The following is a 16,338-nucleotide window of genomic DNA, read 5'->3' as shown; positions in this document are numbered from 1 at the left end:
GGACACCGCTGTGGGAGGTTCCCCGCATGAGTACCGAATTCGATTCTCACGTCGTGGCCTTCGAGCAGACGGTGCGCTCGACGATCGAGCTGGCCTCCGGTTTCGGGACGGCCGAGTGGCGGCTGCCGACCGACTGCCCCGGCTGGTCGGTACAGGACGTCGTCGCCCATCTGGTGAGCCTGGAGGTCATGCTGCTGGGAGACCCGCTGCCCGACCACGAGCTGCCCGATCTGCCGCACGTGAAGAACGACATGGCCAGGGTGCTGGAGATCGGCGTGGACGTCCGGCGGCCGCTGCCGGGCGAGGCCGTCCTGGCCGAGCTGCGGGAGACGCTCGACCGCAGGCTCGCCCAGATCCCCGGGCTCGACCCCGAGGGCCCCGCCGCCCTGCCGGACGGGCGTCCCGGCACGACGACCGAGTTCCTGATGTTCCGTGCCTTCGACTGCTGGATCCACGAACAGGACATCCGCCGGGCCGTCGGCGTCCCGGGGAATCTGGACGCCCCCGCCGGCCGCTGCGCCTGGACGATCCTGTCGCGGGGCCTGCCCATGGTGACGGCCAAGCGCGGCGGTGCGCTGCCCGGCCAGTCGGCGGTGTTCGCCGTCGGCGACCGGGAGGCCGCCGTCCTGGTCGACGCGGGCGGCAGGGCCTCCCGGGGCCCGGTCCCCGCCGAGCCCACGGTGCGGCTCGCCATGAGCTTCGAGACCTACACGCTGCTCGCGGCCGGGCGGCGCGGTCCGGCCGACGCGGTCGTCGAGGTGACCGGCGACGCGGAACTGGGCGCCCGCATCCTGGCCGGGATGGGCGTCACCCCGTGATCCAGATCGGGTTCGACAGAGCCGCCATCGTGGTGAGGCTCGTCGAGCCCGGTTTGAGGGAGCGGACCTCGGCCCGGACGTACTTCGCGCCCGCGGCGGCCGTCCAGGAGACCCGGGCGCTCCCCGAGGCCGGAACGAGGGCGAACGCCACCTTTCCGGCTGCGGTGAACAGGCTGAGGGTCGCGCCCGGCGTGCCGGTGACGGTGCACTCGACCGTCGTGCGCGCCGGGACCGTGTCACCGGGCAGGGCGGTCCCCGCGGTCAGGTGCAGGGCGATCCCGGCGTTGTCGGCCAGGTAGGAGCGGCCCTCCCGGACGGCCTTCAGCACCGCGTCGCGGGACAGGCCCCCGGCGTGGACGACCGTCTGGGGGAGGCCGACGACGTCGGAGGCGGAGTGGGAGTCGCTGTTGCCGACGGCCGGCAGCCGGCGGCCCTCGCGCAGCAGGCCGTCCCAGACCATGACGGCGGCCTGGTCGTCGAGCGTCCAGGGCCCGTTCCAGACCTCCACGGCGTCCACGTGGTCGTAGCCGAACTCCCAGACCGAGCCGGGTCCCGGCACCACGGGATGGGCGGCCACGACCAGCCCGCCGAGCTCCCGGACGGCCCTCGCGTAGGCGGGCAGAAGGCCGTCGGAGGGGGAGTAGCGCCAGTCGATCCACGTGTCGTGGGGGAGGCCGATCGCGAGCCAGTGCCCGTGCCGGGTGGTCACCTCCTCACCGGAGATGATGAGCAGGTCGTCGGCGGCGAACCGGCCCCACTGGAGATTGGCCGAGCGGGTGTTGTGCTCGGTCGAGGCGAAGAAGTCCAGCCCGCGGGCGCGAGCCGCGGCCACCAGCTCCGCGGGCGTCCGGTGGCCGTCGGAGTGGACCGTGTGCAGGTGCATGTCGCCCCGGTACCAGCCGGGACCGCGGCCCTTCGCCGACACGGGCGCGGGTTCGGGCACGAACGCCGGGCCCTCCGGGCCGGACTCGAGGGTCACCTCGACCGTCCAGGCCATGCCCGCCGGGTTGTAGACGATCGGGCCGAGCGCCACCGCCCAGGTCCCCGGCTCGATCGGGCCCGGCAGATAGCCGGGCGTCGCCTCCGTGGCCGAGAGCGCGAACTCCCCGCGCGCGCCGCCCGACCAGCCGCGGAACCCCTTCTCCGCGCCCGGCTCCCATCCGGCGGGACCGAACACGCCGAGGTCGAGCACGTTCGACAGCAGACCGGGCACGACGACGAACGCCTCGAAGGTGCGCCGCACCGAGATCCGGCGCACCCCGGCGGGCACGTCGAACGGCACGTAGGCCCACTGGTCGAACCCGTATCCCGAGCGGCCGGTGAAGGTCTTCACGACCGTCGAGCCCTCGGCCCTGCTCGAGGCCCGCACGCCCGTCGCGGGGACCAGCGCGGCCAGCCCGCCGAGCGCCAGCACACCCGCCCGCAGCACGTCTCTCCGCGAGCTCTCGTGGTTCCGGCACATGGGGGCTCCTCACAGCATCGGGGGCGCCCACCGTGACATATTCTCCTCATCCGTCACAACGGTCTTCTCGCGACGTTCTCAAAGATTCACTTCTGGTGCATACTGGCCACATGACGAGTGGAAAGGGCGTTCGGCGCCCCGGCCTTTGAGCCCCGCGCCGGTCCTGGAACCGGCTTCCGTCCTGCTGAACCGCGTGGAGTCCCTGCCGTATCCCGAGCGCATGCGCGCTCTGGCGCTCCACGCCCGAGAACACGCCGGCCACCCCGGCTTCCCCGCCCTCCTGCGCGACCTGGCGGACCAGGCGCACTACGGTCGGCGCACCGCGCTCCACCTGGCCATGGCGGCCGCGGACCTTCCCTACATCGCAGAGATCCTCGCCGGTCCCGACACCGAACTGCGGCGGGCGGCGCTGCGCGCGGTCCGTACCCTGCCCGTCCCCGACGACGCGGTGCCGCCCGCGCTGGAGGAGGCACCGGCCGACCTGCGGCTCGCGGTCCTCAAGGCCGTCGTCCACTCCGGGCGCACCGCGCTGGCAGAACGGCTGCTGCCCGAGGTCCATGCCCGGTGGGGCGCCCGCGAGGCCGCCGTCCTCCTCCCGGCCTGCGGGCCGCGGACCGTCGCCCGGTGGCTGCCGTCGCTCGCCCACGCCGTCGCGGGCTGGCGGCCGCTCGTGCGGCGGCACCCGTCGGCGGTCGTGGACCAGCTCGCCGCCGAACTCGCCGACTCCGACGGCTGGAGCGTGTGGAAACGGCGGAGCGGAGTGATCGCCCAGGTCGCCGAGGCCGAACCGCTGCGGGTGCTCGACCTGCTCGAACGGCACGACCAGGGGGCCTGGGCGGTCCGCGTCGGCGGCCGGTGCCTCGGCCCGCTGCTGCGCGCCGACCCCGTCCGCACCGCGCGGCTGCTCGCCGGGAGGACCTGGGGCCGCAGGCCGCCGAGCCGGTCGCTGCTGCGGAATCTCGCGCGGCTGCCGGACGAGGCGCTCCACGCGATCGTCCCGGCGGACGCCTGGCGGATCGAGCGGTTCCTGCGGGCCGTGCCGCTTCGACGGCGGGCCGCCCTCTACGCCCGGCTGGAGTCGCCGGGCCTGGAGGTGCTGCCGATCCTGGGCCTGCTGCCGCGCGAGCTGGCCGCCGCCGAGGCGCGCCGCCTGCGCGACTGGCACGCCTCGGTCTGGCACTCGGCGAGGGCCCATCTCGACGACCCCAAGATCACCCTGCGGATCGCCGTCCATCTCCCCTTCGCCGAGGCGGAGGCCGAGCTCCGCGCCGCGGCGTTCACCGGTGATCCCCGCCGCCGTGAACTGGCGCGCGGTCTCCTGCTGGAGGCCGCGGACCGCACCGGCGACGCCGCCCTGCTGTCCCGGACGGTCGGGGAGCTCGCGGATCGGACGCTCAACGAGCGCGACCCCGTCCGGCGCGAACTCCTGCGGGCCCTGCGCGGCGTCCGGCTCGCCGACGGGGACGTCCCGGCGCTCGAGGCCCTGGCGGACCGGGTGGCCACCGCGCCCGACACCTCGGCGGCGACCCGCGAGACCCTGCTCCGCCTCGCCGACCGGCAGCTCTCCCGGCGCGGGGTCCCCGCGCTCACCGGGTGGGCCCTGGGCGTCTACGACAAGCTCGTCGAGCGGCACGGCGCCGCGGGCCTGGACCGCCCGGAGCCGTCGGCGGGCTGGCGGGAGCGGACGCCCGCCCCCGCGACCCTGGGCCGGGTGCTTCCGCGCGGCGCCGAGCACGCCCTGCTCGACCTGCTGCTGCCCCGGGTGCGGAAGGCCCGCGCGGCGGAGGACCACACCCTGGTCCTCGCGCTGGCCCGCTCCCTGGGCGCCCGCGCCCGCCGGCTGCCCGCCCTCCAGGACGAGCTGCGGCTCGCCGTTCTGGGCGCGACCGGCGAGCAGGCCGCCGAGGCGGCGGCGCTCTGGCTGGCCCGGCGCCCCCGCAAGGAGGAGGCCGCAGCGGCGCTGGCGGCCGAGGCGCCGGAGCTCCTCCGGCTGCCGCCGGTCTGGTGGGTGATCGCCACCCGCCGCACCGACCTCCTTCCCGCACGGGTCCCGCCCGGCTGCGCGGTGGAACACGGGATGCCGGGCCGGTGGACCGGCACCCAGCGCGACGGGATCCGCTCGGCTCTCGAAGCCGTCGCGGACGCCCATGAGCTGCCGGTCGAGGAGAGGGTCCGGGCCCTGCGCGGCCTCGGGATGATGACGCACGCCCATGCGGTGATCGTCCGGCACGCCCTCGGCGGGGAACCGGTGGTCTCCGAGGCGGCGATCGGGGTGTGCGCGGCCGCGCCCCGCACGCTGGCGCGATTGCTGCTGCGGCTCGGCGGTCCGGTCGCCCTGGCCGCCGCCTCGGCGGCCTGCGGGAGGACGGCTCCACGGCAGCTCGCGGTGACCCTGGAGAAGGCGCTCTTCGAGGGCGGGGTCGGTGCCCGCAAGCTCGCCGCCCGCCAGCTCGTCACCCAGCGGGTGCCGGGCGCCGCCGATCTCCTGCTGCGGGCGTGGGCCGATCCCGCTCTCCATCCGGACGCCCGGATCGCGGTGGCCGTCGCGCTCCGGCGCCTCCCGGAGGACCCGCGTGCCTTCGCCGCCCTGGCCGAGGTGCCGGAGCACCACCGGAGCGAGACGATGTTCCGTACGCTCCTTCAGGCGGCACCGGCGGAGTACGCGCCCGGACACCGCCCGGCCGTCGCCGGTCTGGTCCGCTCCCTGCTGGAGGCGGCGGAAGGGCCCGGAGTCCGGTTCCGGGCCGCCAAGGCGTTCGCGACCTGGGTGCGCTGGTACCGGCACGGCCTGGACGAGGTCCTGGAGGCGGCGGTCTCCGGCACCGGCGCGGACTTCACGGTCTTCCTCACCCTGGTCGGCGAGGGCCTGGTCAGGGACGAGGCCGTGACCGTCCTGCGGCGGCTGCTGGAGGCCGGGGACCGGACCCGCGTGCGCCGCCTCGCCCGGCGGCTCGACCACCGGGGGAACGCCGAGGCCTGGCGGGCGGAGCTCGCCCGCTCCGCCGCCCGGCTGCTCGCCGCCGATCCGCTGCACCTGCCGCAGGCCGCGCGGCTGCTGGCGCACCGGATGACGGCCGGAGACGTGGACCCGCTCGTGCTGGCCCTGGACGCGAACACCCTGGCCGACCTGCTCCACGGATCACCGCACCTCGCGGCGGAGACCGGGCGGACTCTGGCGGGCGGACTCGGCTGGAGGTCTCCTGCCGCACCGCTGCTGCCCACGGTCCGCACCCTGACCGCCCGCGGCGACCTCACCGGGGAACTGATGGCCCTCGCCCTGGTGGAGCACGGCGGCCGCGACGGGGGGTGGGAACCGGAGTGGCGGACCGCGCTGGACGCGCTGCGCGGCTCGCCGCATCGGGAGATCCGGCAGCTCGCCTGGGACGTCGACGGCGACGTCCCGGGCGAGGAGGAGTGACGCTCAGCGGCCCCTGACCAGCCTTCCGGGGACGGCGCCCGTGTGCCGTCCCCGGTCGAAGGTCTGGACGCCCGACACGAACGTCGCGAGATAGCCGTCGGCCGACTGCAGGACCCGGCGCCCGCCCGCGGGAAGATCGTGGACGACCTCGGGGCGCCGGTTCGCGACCCGCTCGAAGTCGATCAGGTTGAGATCGGCCTTCATGCCGGGCGCGAGGACACCCCGGTCGGTCAGCCCGTAGAGGGCGGCGGTGTCCCGCGTCATCAGCCGGACGACGTGCTCCAGCGGCAGCCCTTCGCCACGGGAGCGGTCGCGGGCCCAGTGGGAGAGCATCGTGGTGGGCAGTGAGGCGTCGCAGATGAAACCGCAGTGCGCGCCCCCGTCGCCGAGCCCGAGGACGGCCCGCGGATGGGTGAGCATCTCGCGGATGGCGTCCAGGTCGCTGTGGGCGTAGTTGAGGATCGGCAGCAGGAACATGGCCTTGCCGTCGTCCTCGAGCAGCAGGTCGTAGAGCAGCTCCATCGGGTCGCGGCGCTCGGCCGCGGCGCGGGCGGCGATGCTGGCCGACGGGTGCGGCTCGTAGTCGGGCCGCTCGGCCGACAGCGGGTACAGCCGGTCGGAGAAGATCCGCACCATCGAGGACAGCGGATCCTCCTCGGCCGGATGGTCGGCGAGGATGCGGGCCTTCAGCTCCGGGTCCCGCAGCCGGGCGACCCGCTCCTTCAGCGGCAGCAGCGCGACGGCGGCGTAGGCCGGGTGGTCGGCGAAGGCGTGCAGAGTCTCGAGGCTGACGAGCATCCCGAAGGGGCGGCCCGCGACCTGCGGGTAGAGCCGGGCGTCCGGGGCCGAGGAGAGCTCGAGGATCTCCCGCCACTGCTCGGGCACCGCGTCGATCTGGAGCAGCGCGAAGGAGACGGGCCGTCCGATCTCCGCCGACAGCCGCCGCATCCAGGCGACCTCCTTGACCGGGGCGGCGGTGTCCTCGCCGGCGGCTCCGGCCGGCGCGAGCTCGTACACTCCCCGGCCGAGCTCCCGCAGCGCCTCGCCGATCCCGAACAGCTCGTCCTCGGCGGCGAACGTGCCCGGCACCGGCTCGCCGTCGATCGCCCGGTGGGCGAGCGTCCGGGAGGTGGTGAAGCCGAGGGCGCCGGCGGCCAGGCCCTCTTTGACGATCGCCTTCATCGCCGCGATGTCCTCGGGGGTCGCCGGCTCGTTCCTGGCGCCCCGCTCACCCATCACATAGGCGCGGACGGCTCCGTGCGGGACCTGCGCTCCGACGTCGACGGCCCGGCCGGTGCGGTCCAGGGCGTCCAGGTATTCGGGGAAGGACTCCCACTCCCAGGTGATCCCCTCGGTGAGCGCCGAGCCGGGAATGTCCTCGACGCCCTCCATCAGCCCGATCAGCCAGGAGTGCCGGTCCCGCCGCGCGGGCGCGAACCCGACGCCGCAGTTGCCCATGACGACCGTCGTCACCCCGTGCTGCGAGGAGGGCGCCAGGACCGGATCCCAGGTCGCCTGCCCGTCGTAGTGGGTGTGGATGTCGACGAATCCCGGGGTGAGCAGGGCGCCCTGGGCGTCCACCCGCCGCCGGGCCGGGCCCGGATCGGCGCCCACCTCGGTGATCACCCCGTCGGTGACGGCGACCGAGGCGTGCCGGGCGGGCGCGCCCGTGCCGTCGACCACGAGGGCGTCGGCGATAACGAGATCATGCATTGCTGCCTCCTCGCCGCTGAGGCTAACCTTCCAGCCAAGCAAGCGATAGGTCTGATTTTCGGTCTGGGAGGGATAACCGATGGGCATGGATCCTCGGGAAGCGGTGGCGGCCTTCTGGGACGCCCTGTACGACCGCGACTGGCCCCGCGTGCGCACCTTCTTCGGGCCGTCCTCGATCTACTACGACGTCCCGACCGGCCCGGCCACCGCCGCCCGCGGCCCCGAGGGGATCGAGGCCCGGCTCAGGCTGGGTCTGGAGGGCCTCACCTCCTACGCCCACGGCACGTCCCGTTCCTTCGTGGACGGCGAGGTCGTGATCACCGAGCACACCGAGCTCTGGCAGTGGCCGACGGGGGAGAAGGTCACCCTGCCCTTCGTCTCCGTCCAGCACGTCTCCGACGGCGTCATCACCCTCTGGCGCGACTACTGGGACCTCGGGACCCTCATGTCGGCCGCCCCCGCCGCCTGGCACGACCGGCTCGACAACGCCGACCTGTCCTGGCTCGTGGACGTCACCGGTGAAGTGCCGTGACCGAAAGGCCGTGATCGAGGTCCAGTGACCGATCGGGACCCGTCACAGGGCGCCGACGTACACCCAGTCCCCGTCGAGGCGGACGAAGCGGCTGTGCTCCTCCATCTGGCCGCGGCGTCCGCGCTCCAGGTAGTGCGCCCGGAACCGGACGGTCCCCTTGGTGTGGAACGGGCTGCCCTCGGTGGTCTCCAGGACCTCGAGCCCGGTCCAGCGGGTCTTGCGGTCCAGGCCGATCCGGCCGGGACGGGTCCGGGGATGCCAGGTGCGTTCGAGGTACTTCTCGTCGCCGACCGCGAAGGCCGCGTAGCGCGAGCGCATGAGGAGCTCGGCCGTCGGCGCGGCCTCGCCTCCGTGGAAGTGCCCGCAGCAGGCGTCGTAGGAGGCGGGAAGGCCGCACGGGCAGTCGTTCATGCCCTTCATTCTGCCGGTTGATCTTCCTCGGGCTCGTCGGCGGGGAAGTCGGGCGGGTACTCGGACCGGAAGTCCGGGTCCTCCTTGCCCAGCCAGCACACGTCACCGGGTTCCACCTTCATGCCCTCAACCTATGCGCATTCCGCGGATCGGGCCCTCCCTTGAACCTTGATCACCCTCGTCGCGGTCTTCTTTACTCAATGTATACGTATGCTTGACGGATTGTCAGGATTCGAGTGGAGGCAGACGTGTTGAAGATCGTTACTGCGGCGGCCGTGGCCCTGGCGCCGCTGACCGTTCCCGCCACCGCCTCCGCGGCGGCCGTGCCGCCGGTGCCCCGGGTGTCGGCCAAGGCCTACGTGGTCGCCGACGCCGGGACCGGCCGGATCCTGGCCTCCCGCGACCAGCGCGGGCGGTATCTGCCCGCCAGCGTGATCAAGGTCCTGACCTCGGTGACGCTGATCCCCAAGGTCAAGCCCTCGACGCGGGTCCGGCCGAACCGCCAGACCGTGAACGTGATCCCCACGAAGGTCGGGCTGCGCGCGTCCAGGACCTACCGGGCCGATGATCTCTTCCGCGCGATGCTCCTCAAGTCGGCGAACGACGCCGCCTACGCCCTCGCCCAGGCGGGCGGCGGGCTCAAGGCGACGATCTCCGCGATGAACGCGGAGGCGCGCAGGCTCGGCGCGACCGACACCCTGGCCGCCAGCCCCAACGGGCTGGACCGCGATCTGGGGCTTTCGGTCAGGACCCAGCACACCTCGGCCCGCGACCTGGCGGTCATCATGCGCCAGGCGCTCAAGCTCCCCGACTTCCGCCGCTACGCGGGCACCCGCAGGGCGTCCTTCCCCGGCGGCGGGACGCTGACCAACGGCAACAAGCTCCTCGCGAGCTATCCCGGCATGATCGCGGGCAAGAACGGCTCCACCCACCTGGCCGGCCGCACCTACGTCGGAGCCGCTCAGCGCGGCGGCCACACGATCATCGTCGCCGAGCTCGGCGGGAACTCCACCCTCTGGAAGGACTCCGCGGCCCTCCTCGACTGGGGCTTCAAGGCCACCGGAAAGACCAAGGGCACAGGCGCCCTGCCCGCCCCGGCCGCAGGAGCCTCCGCCCCGCCGGCGAGCACCCCGGCCACGGAGGCCGTCCGGCTGGCGTCCTCCAGCACGTCCTCCGGCTCCTTCCCCTGGCCCGCCCTGCTGACGGCGTTCGCGGCCGGAGTCCTGGGCCTCGCCTTCCGCAAGGGCCTGCCGAGGCGTAAGACACGTCCCTAGCCTCGCAGGAGGCGGGTGAGGGCGGGGTTGTCGATGTCGGCGGCCAGGAGCCTGGCCGAGGACAGGGCGGTGGCGTCGCCGAGGGCGTGGCGGTGGAGATGGGCGCGGACGGTGAGCTCGCGCAGGTCGCAGTGGGCGGCCAGGGTCGCCAGGGCCGTGGTCAGCGGGACGGCTCGCTCGTGGTCGCCGCGTTCGATCGCGGTCGTGACGGCGGCGTCCAGGACATGTCCGTGGACCCACTGGTAGCGGTCGGGCGTACGGGAGCAGACCGAGGAGGCGCGCAGATGCCACTCGGTGGCGGCCGGATGGTCGCCGTGCGCGGTGTGCAGCAGGGCCAGGCCCCGGGCGGCCATCCCCAGCCAGCAGGGGTCGTCGAGCTGGCAGGCCAGCGACCAGGCCTGCTCCAGGGAGTCGGCGGCCGCGCCGGTGTCGCCGCCGTGCAGGTCGAGTTCGGCCCTGAGGATCTGCGGCCAGGGCAGGAAGGCCAGCCAGCGCTGGCGCTGGACCAGGTCGAGGGAGCGGTCGAGGGCGGCCGTGGCCTGGGCGCGTTCGCCGCGCAGCAGATGGGCCCTGGCCAGGAGGGACAGCGACCAGGCCTCCTGGCGCTCGTCGTCCCCGCGGCGGGCCCGTTCCACCGACTCCTCCAGACGCGCGAAGGCCGCGGGGTAGTCGCCGCGGTCGGAGGCGTTCATGCCGCGCACCCCGAGGACGGCCGCGTGCTCGGCGTCGGTCTCGGCGAGCTCCTGGGCCCTGGCCAGCCAGGCCTCCCCGGTCAGCCGGTGGCCCGCCTGGACCTCCACGAAGCCCAGCTCGCGATGGGCGGTGACGGCCGTGGCCCGCTCGCCCGCCTCGGTGGCGAGCAGGATCGCCTCGTGCAGCACGACGACCCCCTCGCCGTCCCTGCCGCGCACGGCGTGGACCAGCGCGCCGCCGAGGGCGGCCAGCGCCCGCGCCCGCAGCCCGGTGTCGCGGCAGCGGCCCGCCTCGGCGACCGCCCGCCGCAGGCACTGCAGGCCCGCCTCGAGCGCGCCCGCCGCGATCGCGGCCTGGCCCGCCTCGAGCTGGCTGACGGCCGCCGCCCTGCCGCCGAGCGGCGGCATCATCGCCGAGCCCGTGCTCCCGCCCGCCGCCTCACGCACCGCGGCGGACGGCTCGACGCCCAGCTCCCGGTCGAACAGGTCCTCGCAGACGGCGAGCTGCCGGGCCGCGGCGACCCGGTCGCCCGCCGCCGTCAGGCAGCGGATCAGCAGCTCGTGGTTGCCCTCCTCGAGCGGGTTGCGGGCCACCGCACGGGCGGCGAACGGGGTGGCGTCCGCGGCGCGGCCCGCCGCCAGCAGCCCGGCGGCGGCCTCGCGGAGCCGGGCCTCGACCAGCGCCGAGATCCGGTGCCGCTCGACCACCAGCCACGACTCGAACTCCAGGCAGGAGTCCAGCCTGACGCCCTCGAGGAGCTCGCCCTCGACGTCGAGGAGCGGCGCCGGATCCGGACGCCCTGCCAGGACCCGGCGGACGTCCACCACGGTCGCCGGATCGACCGTCACGGCGACGGGATCGCCGTCCAGCCGCACCCCGAGGGTCCGGCGCAGCTCCGCGAGGGTCCAGCGCAGCGCGCCGAGGGGATCGTCGGCGTCGGCGAACAGGAGCTCGGCCAGCCGGCCCCGGGCCGGCGGCCGCTCGGCGAGCAGCAGATAGGCCAGCAGCGCCCACGCCTTGCGCCCGCGCGGCTGCCCGGCGGCTCCGCCCGGCCGGTCCATCGCGGGCGGCCCGAGCAACCTGATCGTCACCACGGGCCCACCCCCTTCTCCGCCATCATGCCGAGTGATCCGCCGCCGGGCCAGTGATCACCGGCGCCGGATGCCGACGACCTCCAGGTAGTCCGCCGGGGCGGCGACCGTCCCGTCGTCCGCCTTGTTGTACTGGCGGGCGACGTCGCCGAGCTCCGCCGCGAACGTCGCCAGGTCCTCCTGCGACAGGCCGCCGGACAGCCGGGTGATCGGCCCGTAGAAGTCGCGGAACCACTCCGAGAAGTGCTCGGGCGACAGGTAGCGGAACACGTACTGCCGCTCGGTGACGCTGATCCACTCGACCCGGTCGCCGAACAGGCCGTCCAGGTGCTCGCGGGTGCCCCAGAGGGTGGCGGGCCTGACGCCCGCGGGCGGCGGGGCCCAGCGGGCGACGGTGCGGAACATCTCGCCGACCATCCCGGCGGGCGTCCAGGAGGCCAGGGCGATCCGGCCGCCGACCGAGGTGACCCGGACGAGCTCGTCGGCCGCCCGCTGGTGGTCGGGGGCGAACATGACGCCGACCGTGCTCATCGTCAGGTCGAAGTGCCCGTCGGGGAGCGGCAGCGCCTCGGCGTCCCCCTCGGTGAACTCGACGTCGAGCCCCTCGACGGCCGCCCGCTCCCGGCCCTTGGCCAGCAGGTTCACCGCGTAGTCGACCCCCGTCGCGGCGGCGAACCTGCGGGCGGCCGCGATCGCGGCGTTGCCCTGGCCGCAGGCCACGTCCAGCGCGCGGGTCCCCGACCGCACGTCGGCCGACTCGACGAGCAGCTCGGCGATGATCTGCAGGGTGTTGCCGACGCGCGGATAGTCGCCGGTCTCCCAGCCGGCCCGCTGCGTCTTCTTGATCGTTGCAAAGTCCACGGACATTTCGGTTCCTCCCGTTGGTGTGCTGGAACCAGGAGACCGCGCCGCCGTGTGAGCGCCCGTGTGACGCCTTCACCCGTCCGGATCGGTGACCCATCCGGCGAACAGCACCAGCCCGCTCGGCCGGTGGACGGCCGCGAAACCGAAGGGCCGCTCGAAGGCGACCGCGTACTCCTTCACCAGGTGGGGCGGCGGCCGGTAGGCCGATCCCGCCCGCGCCGCGAACGCCGTGACGGCCGCGGCCTCGAAGCCGAGGGCGTCGAAACGGGCGACGGCACGCTGCTTCGCCTGCTGGATCGCCAGCGGAGGCCGTTCGCAGACGCCGGGGAAGTGGCCCCGGGAGGCGTCGGTCGCCGTGGCGAGCCCGAAGACACCGGGCAGCGCCAGGAGATCGTGCTCGGCCGCGACCGCGAACTTGGGGACCGTCACGTCGAGGACGTCCTCGGGGGTGTGCGAGCGGCGTTCGGAAACGGTGACACCGGGGCCGTCCGCGAGGGGGGCGGGGGCGCCCCCGGCCAGCGCGGCGAGGGCGGCGGGCAGGACCCGGTGCGCCCGCAGGGACTCCGCGCCCAGGAAGAGATGGACGTCGACGTCCTCCTGGCCGGTCACCCGGACGTCGGTGATCGTCCCGGCGGGGGTGGAGCGGACCGAGAGGTCGTCGGCCGGTGCGCCGCGGCGCCCGAGGGTCGGCACCTCCCGGTGCGCCCAGGGGCCTTCGCCGGGACGGGCGGTCCACTCGCTGAACGGCACCCGCCACCTGGTCCGGACGGTCAGCGCGCTCGCCAGGACCAGCAGGGTCTCGGCGTCGACGGAGACCGGCATCCGCTCGATCAGGCCGCCGGTCCGCTCGCGGGCCCACCGGTCGAGCCGCTCCTGGTCCGCGGCGGAGTCGCCGGTGAGCGTCTCGGCGCAGCCTCCGGGCAGCGCCGCGAGCCAGGTGCTCTTCAGCTCCAGCGCCCGGTGGGTCCAGAGCCCGAGAGCGGCCTCGGCGTCGGTGGAGGCGGCGAGGACGGCCAGGAGCTCGCGGGCGTGCCCGGCGGCCTCCCGGGCGGGGACCCCGAGCGCGTCCTCGAGTTCGGTGCGGGCGGGGCCGCCGGAGGCCCAGGCGAGGAGGGCGAGCAGCGGCCACGCGCCCGCTCCCGAGCAGACCGTGGACTCCTCGTCGAACCGTTCCGCCCAGAACCGGGTCATGGCGTTGGCAGCGGTCACCGCCGGGGACATTCGCCCACCTCACCGCCCGACACATGAACGGGCTCTTGGGTTGCATGAAAATTTGATGAGAGTCGATCACTCGCCCGCTTCGACGCCCTCACCTGCCGATATGTTCCCTCCATGAGTCAGGTACGAAAGCGGGCAAAGCGGGCCATTCAGCGGAGGACCGAGCACCTCGCGGAGGCCCTGCGGCCGGCTCCGCCCGCAACGGTAGCGCCCGCCACCTATGTCGGCGGCTCCCGGCTGGTCTCCTCGCCGGTGTTCGTTCTGTCGGCCCCCGGATCAGGCGGCGAACTCCTGCGCGGGATCCTCAACCGGCACCCGGGGATCACCGCCCCCGACGATCTCGGGCTTCCGTCGATCAAGGTGGAGCCCAAGCGCGGCTACACCGAGGACGTCATGGGCGCGCTCGGCCTGGACCGCCAGGAACTGGAGCACCTGCTGTGGGACCGGGTCCTCCACCACGAGCTGGGCCGCTCAGGCAAGCGGATCGTGGTCGACGACTCGCCGGTGAACGTCCTGCTGTGGCGGCGGATCTCCGGGGCGTGGCCCGACGCCCGCTTCGTGTTCCTGACCCGTGAGGGCACCGGAGCCCCCGAGTACCTCCAGGCGCTCGCGGAGGCGCGCTCGGCCCTGACCGGGCTGACCGTCCGTCACGAGGACCTCGTGCGGAACCCGGCCGCCGAGGCCCGCCGCCTCTGCGACCACCTGGGTGTCGCCTGGAACCCCGACCTCCTCGGCTGACCGGGGCCCCTTGGTCCGGCCCCTTGGCCCGGCCCCTTGGCCCGGTCCCTGCCGTCAGGGGCCGGGCTCCCGGACGATCCGGACCTTGCCCGCCGGGACCTGGAGCGTTCCCGCGCAGTCGGTGCCGGTGAGGAGCTCGTGGCCGGTGACCTTCACCGGCACGTCGCGGCCGGAGTGGTTGAGGGCGAAGACGTGGCCGCCGCGCCTGACGATCTCGACGGGCGTGCGGTCGGGAACCAGCCCGGCGTCGGCGCAGGCCCGGTCGAGGACGGCGCGGAGATCGTCGCCCGGCAGCCGGGTCGAGATGTACCAGGCGGTCCCCTCGCCGCAGGAGTTGCGGGTGATCGCGGGACGCCCGGCCGCGGGCCCGTCCAGGTACTCCGCGACGACCTCCGCCGACACCGTGATCACGTCCTCGGACCAGAGATCACCGGTCATGCCGCCCGACAGCGTGACCCCCTGCCCGGTCCGCAGCGGCAGGAACTCCTCGACCGTCAGCCCCAGGACGTCGCGGAGCGCTCCCGGGTAGGCACCCGGATGGACGGTGTCCATGGCGTCGACGATCCCCGAGAAGTAGGAGACGACCAGGGTGCCGCCGTCGGCGACGTAGGCGGCGAGGTTCTTGGCCGCCGCGGGGGTCGTCAGGTAGAGGCTGGGGACGACCACCATCCGGTACCGGGCGAGATCGCCCTCGGGATGCACGAAGTCGGTGGTCAGGTTGGCCCGCCAGAGCTGCTCGTAGTAGGCCTCGATCCGTTCCCGGTAGCCGAGATCGGCCGACGGCCGCCACTCCAGCTCGACCGCCCACCACGACTCCCAGTCCCAGACGATCGCCACGTCCGCCTCGACGCGTCCGCCCCGGACGGGCGCCAGGGCCTCCAGGTCGGCGCCGAGCGCGACGACCTCCCGGTGGATCCGGGTACCGGGCCCGCCGTGCGGCAGCATCGCCGAGTGGAACTTCTCCGCCCCGAAGGCGGAGGCCCGCCACTGGAAGAACATGATCCCGTCGGCGCCGCGCGCCAGATGCGACAGGCTGTTGCGGGCCAGCTCACCGGGGAGCTTGGCGAGGTTGCGCGGCTGCCAGTTGACCGCCCCCGTGGAGTGCTCCATCAGCAGCCACGGCTCGCCGCCCGCCACCGACCGGGTCAGGTCGGCGCACATGGCCAGCTCGATCTGGTTGTCGAGCCGCTCGGCCTGGAGGTAGTGGTCGTTGGAGACGACGTCGACCTCGCGGGCCCACTTCCAGTAGTCGATCCACTTGCAGTTGGCGAGCTGGAAGTTCGTGGTCACGGGCTTGGCCGAGTGCCGCCTGATGATGTCCCGCTCGCGCCGGAAGTTGGCCAGGTGGGCGTCCTGGGAGAAGCGCAGGAAGTCCAGCTGGAGGGCCGGGTTGACGCCCGGGGGAGCGGTCCGCGGCGGCTCGATCTCGGCCCAGCCGCCGTAGCGCTGGCCCCAGAACGAGGTTCCCCACGCGGCGTTCAGGGTGTCGAGGTCGTGGTGCTTCTCGCGGAGCCAGACCCGGAAGGCCTCGGCCGAGACTTCGCAGTAGCAGTGCGCCGGGCCCCAGCCGTACTCGTTGCTGACATGCCACATGACCAGCGCCGGATGGTCGGCGTAGCGGGCGGCCAGCCGCTCGGTGATCGTCGCGCAGGCCGCCGCGTAGGAAGGGGAGGAGGGGCAGTAGGACTGGCGGGTGCCGCCGCCGAGCACGTGCCCGTCCCGGTCGACCGACCGGCTGTCGGGGTGGTGCAGGCGCAGCCAGGCGGGCGGCGCGACGGTCGGCGTCGCCAGGTCGGCGCGGATGCCGTGCTCGTGCAGCAGATCGAGGAGCCGGTCGAGCCAGCCGAACTCGTACACCCCCTCGGCGGGCTCCAGTAGCGCCCAGGAGTGGATGCCGACGCTGACCAGGTTCACCCCGGCCCGGCGCATCAGCTCCATGTCCTCGAGCCAGACCTCCTCGGGCCACTGCTCGGGGTTGTAGTCGCCGCCGTAGGCGATGGCGTCCCTGTGCTTCTCCACCGGTTCGGGCTCCTGACTGTGAACGTTCCCAATGCCGTACAGCGCGACACTATAGGGCTTGACCAGGAAGATTTAAATCTTACGTAT

12 protein-coding genes are annotated in these 16,338 nt (G+C 74.1%); 5 read left to right on the top strand and 7 right to left on the bottom strand.

What is annotated here, in order from left to right; genetic code table 11:
• Positions 1–26 precede the first annotated feature (26 nt).
• Positions 27–818, top strand: a complete 792-nt coding sequence (locus ABD785_RS00870; RefSeq protein WP_344821166.1) for a maleylpyruvate isomerase family mycothiol-dependent enzyme — start codon at positions 27–29, stop codon at positions 816–818.
• On the opposite strand, the gene ABD785_RS00865 is transcribed toward ABD785_RS00870, so the two are convergent.
• Positions 808–2,280 carry a CehA/McbA family metallohydrolase gene (locus ABD785_RS00865; protein ID WP_344821165.1) on the bottom strand — a complete coding sequence of 491 codons (1,473 nt, stop codon included), beginning with the start codon at positions 2,278–2,280 and terminating at the stop codon, positions 808–810. The two genes, ABD785_RS00870 and ABD785_RS00865, sit on opposite strands and share 11 nt — an antisense overlap.
• Before the next feature lie 220 nt (positions 2,281–2,500).
• Between ABD785_RS00865 and ABD785_RS00860 the strand changes: the two genes are divergently transcribed.
• Entirely contained in the window at positions 2,501–5,698 is a 3,198-nt protein-coding gene (locus tag ABD785_RS00860) for a hypothetical protein (RefSeq protein ID WP_344821164.1), read from the top strand.
• Between the two features lie 3 nt (positions 5,699–5,701).
• On the opposite strand, the gene ABD785_RS00855 is transcribed toward ABD785_RS00860, so the two are convergent.
• Complete coding sequence (locus tag ABD785_RS00855; RefSeq protein ID WP_344821163.1) at positions 5,702–7,411, bottom strand: N-acyl-D-amino-acid deacylase family protein; 1,710 nt, start codon at positions 7,409–7,411, stop codon at positions 5,702–5,704.
• 85 nt (positions 7,412–7,496) lie between these two features.
• Here ABD785_RS00855 and ABD785_RS00850 point away from each other — a divergent pair, with 85 nt between their 5' ends.
• Positions 7,497–7,943, top strand: a complete 447-nt coding sequence (locus tag ABD785_RS00850) for a nuclear transport factor 2 family protein (protein WP_344821162.1) — start codon at positions 7,497–7,499, stop codon at positions 7,941–7,943.
• Between the two features lie 42 nt (positions 7,944–7,985).
• On the opposite strand, the gene ABD785_RS00845 is transcribed toward ABD785_RS00850, so the two are convergent.
• On the bottom strand, positions 7,986–8,354 hold the full coding sequence (locus tag ABD785_RS00845; protein ID WP_344821161.1) for a YchJ family protein: 369 nt from the start codon (positions 8,352–8,354) through the stop codon (positions 7,986–7,988).
• Positions 8,355–8,602: 248 nt separating this feature from the next.
• On the opposite strand from ABD785_RS00845, the gene ABD785_RS00840 reads away from it, so the two are divergent.
• Positions 8,603–9,628: a D-alanyl-D-alanine carboxypeptidase family protein gene (locus ABD785_RS00840; protein WP_344821160.1), complete on the top strand. Its 1,026-nt coding sequence runs from the start codon at positions 8,603–8,605 to the stop codon at positions 9,626–9,628.
• On the opposite strand, the gene ABD785_RS00835 is transcribed toward ABD785_RS00840, so the two are convergent.
• The 3 genes from ABD785_RS00835 to ABD785_RS00825 all read right to left on the bottom strand — a co-directional run bounded on the left by ABD785_RS00835 (position 9,625) and on the right by ABD785_RS00825 (position 13,497).
• Positions 9,625–11,412 (bottom strand): AfsR/SARP family transcriptional regulator, encoded by a 1,788-nt coding sequence (locus ABD785_RS00835; protein WP_344821159.1) that lies wholly within the window; start codon positions 11,410–11,412, stop codon positions 9,625–9,627. The genes ABD785_RS00840 and ABD785_RS00835 overlap by 4 nt on opposite strands.
• 57 nt (positions 11,413–11,469) lie before the next feature.
• Entirely contained in the window at positions 11,470–12,279 is an 810-nt protein-coding gene (locus ABD785_RS00830) for a class I SAM-dependent methyltransferase (protein ID WP_425547711.1), read from the bottom strand.
• 69 nt (positions 12,280–12,348) lie between these two features.
• Positions 12,349–13,497 (bottom strand): serpin family protein, encoded by a 1,149-nt coding sequence (locus ABD785_RS00825; protein ID WP_344821157.1) that lies wholly within the window; start codon positions 13,495–13,497, stop codon positions 12,349–12,351.
• Positions 13,498–13,608: 111 nt separating this feature from the next.
• Between ABD785_RS00825 and ABD785_RS00820 the strand changes: the two genes are divergently transcribed.
• Entirely contained in the window at positions 13,609–14,232 is a 624-nt protein-coding gene (locus ABD785_RS00820; RefSeq protein WP_344821156.1) for a sulfotransferase family protein, read from the top strand.
• A 54-nt stretch (positions 14,233–14,286) separates the two neighbouring features.
• Here ABD785_RS00820 and ABD785_RS00815 read toward each other — a convergent pair whose 3' ends face one another.
• Positions 14,287–16,251: a beta-galactosidase gene (locus ABD785_RS00815; protein ID WP_344821155.1), complete on the bottom strand. Its 1,965-nt coding sequence runs from the start codon at positions 16,249–16,251 to the stop codon at positions 14,287–14,289.
• Between the last annotated feature and the right edge of the window lie 87 nt (positions 16,252–16,338).

Source organism: Actinocorallia longicatena (genome assembly GCF_039534125.1).
Lineage (GTDB): Bacteria > Actinomycetota > Actinomycetes > Streptosporangiales > Streptosporangiaceae > Actinocorallia > Actinocorallia longicatena.
Note: the sequence above shows the minus strand (reverse complement) of the source record. Positions and strands in the feature narration are given on the sequence as shown.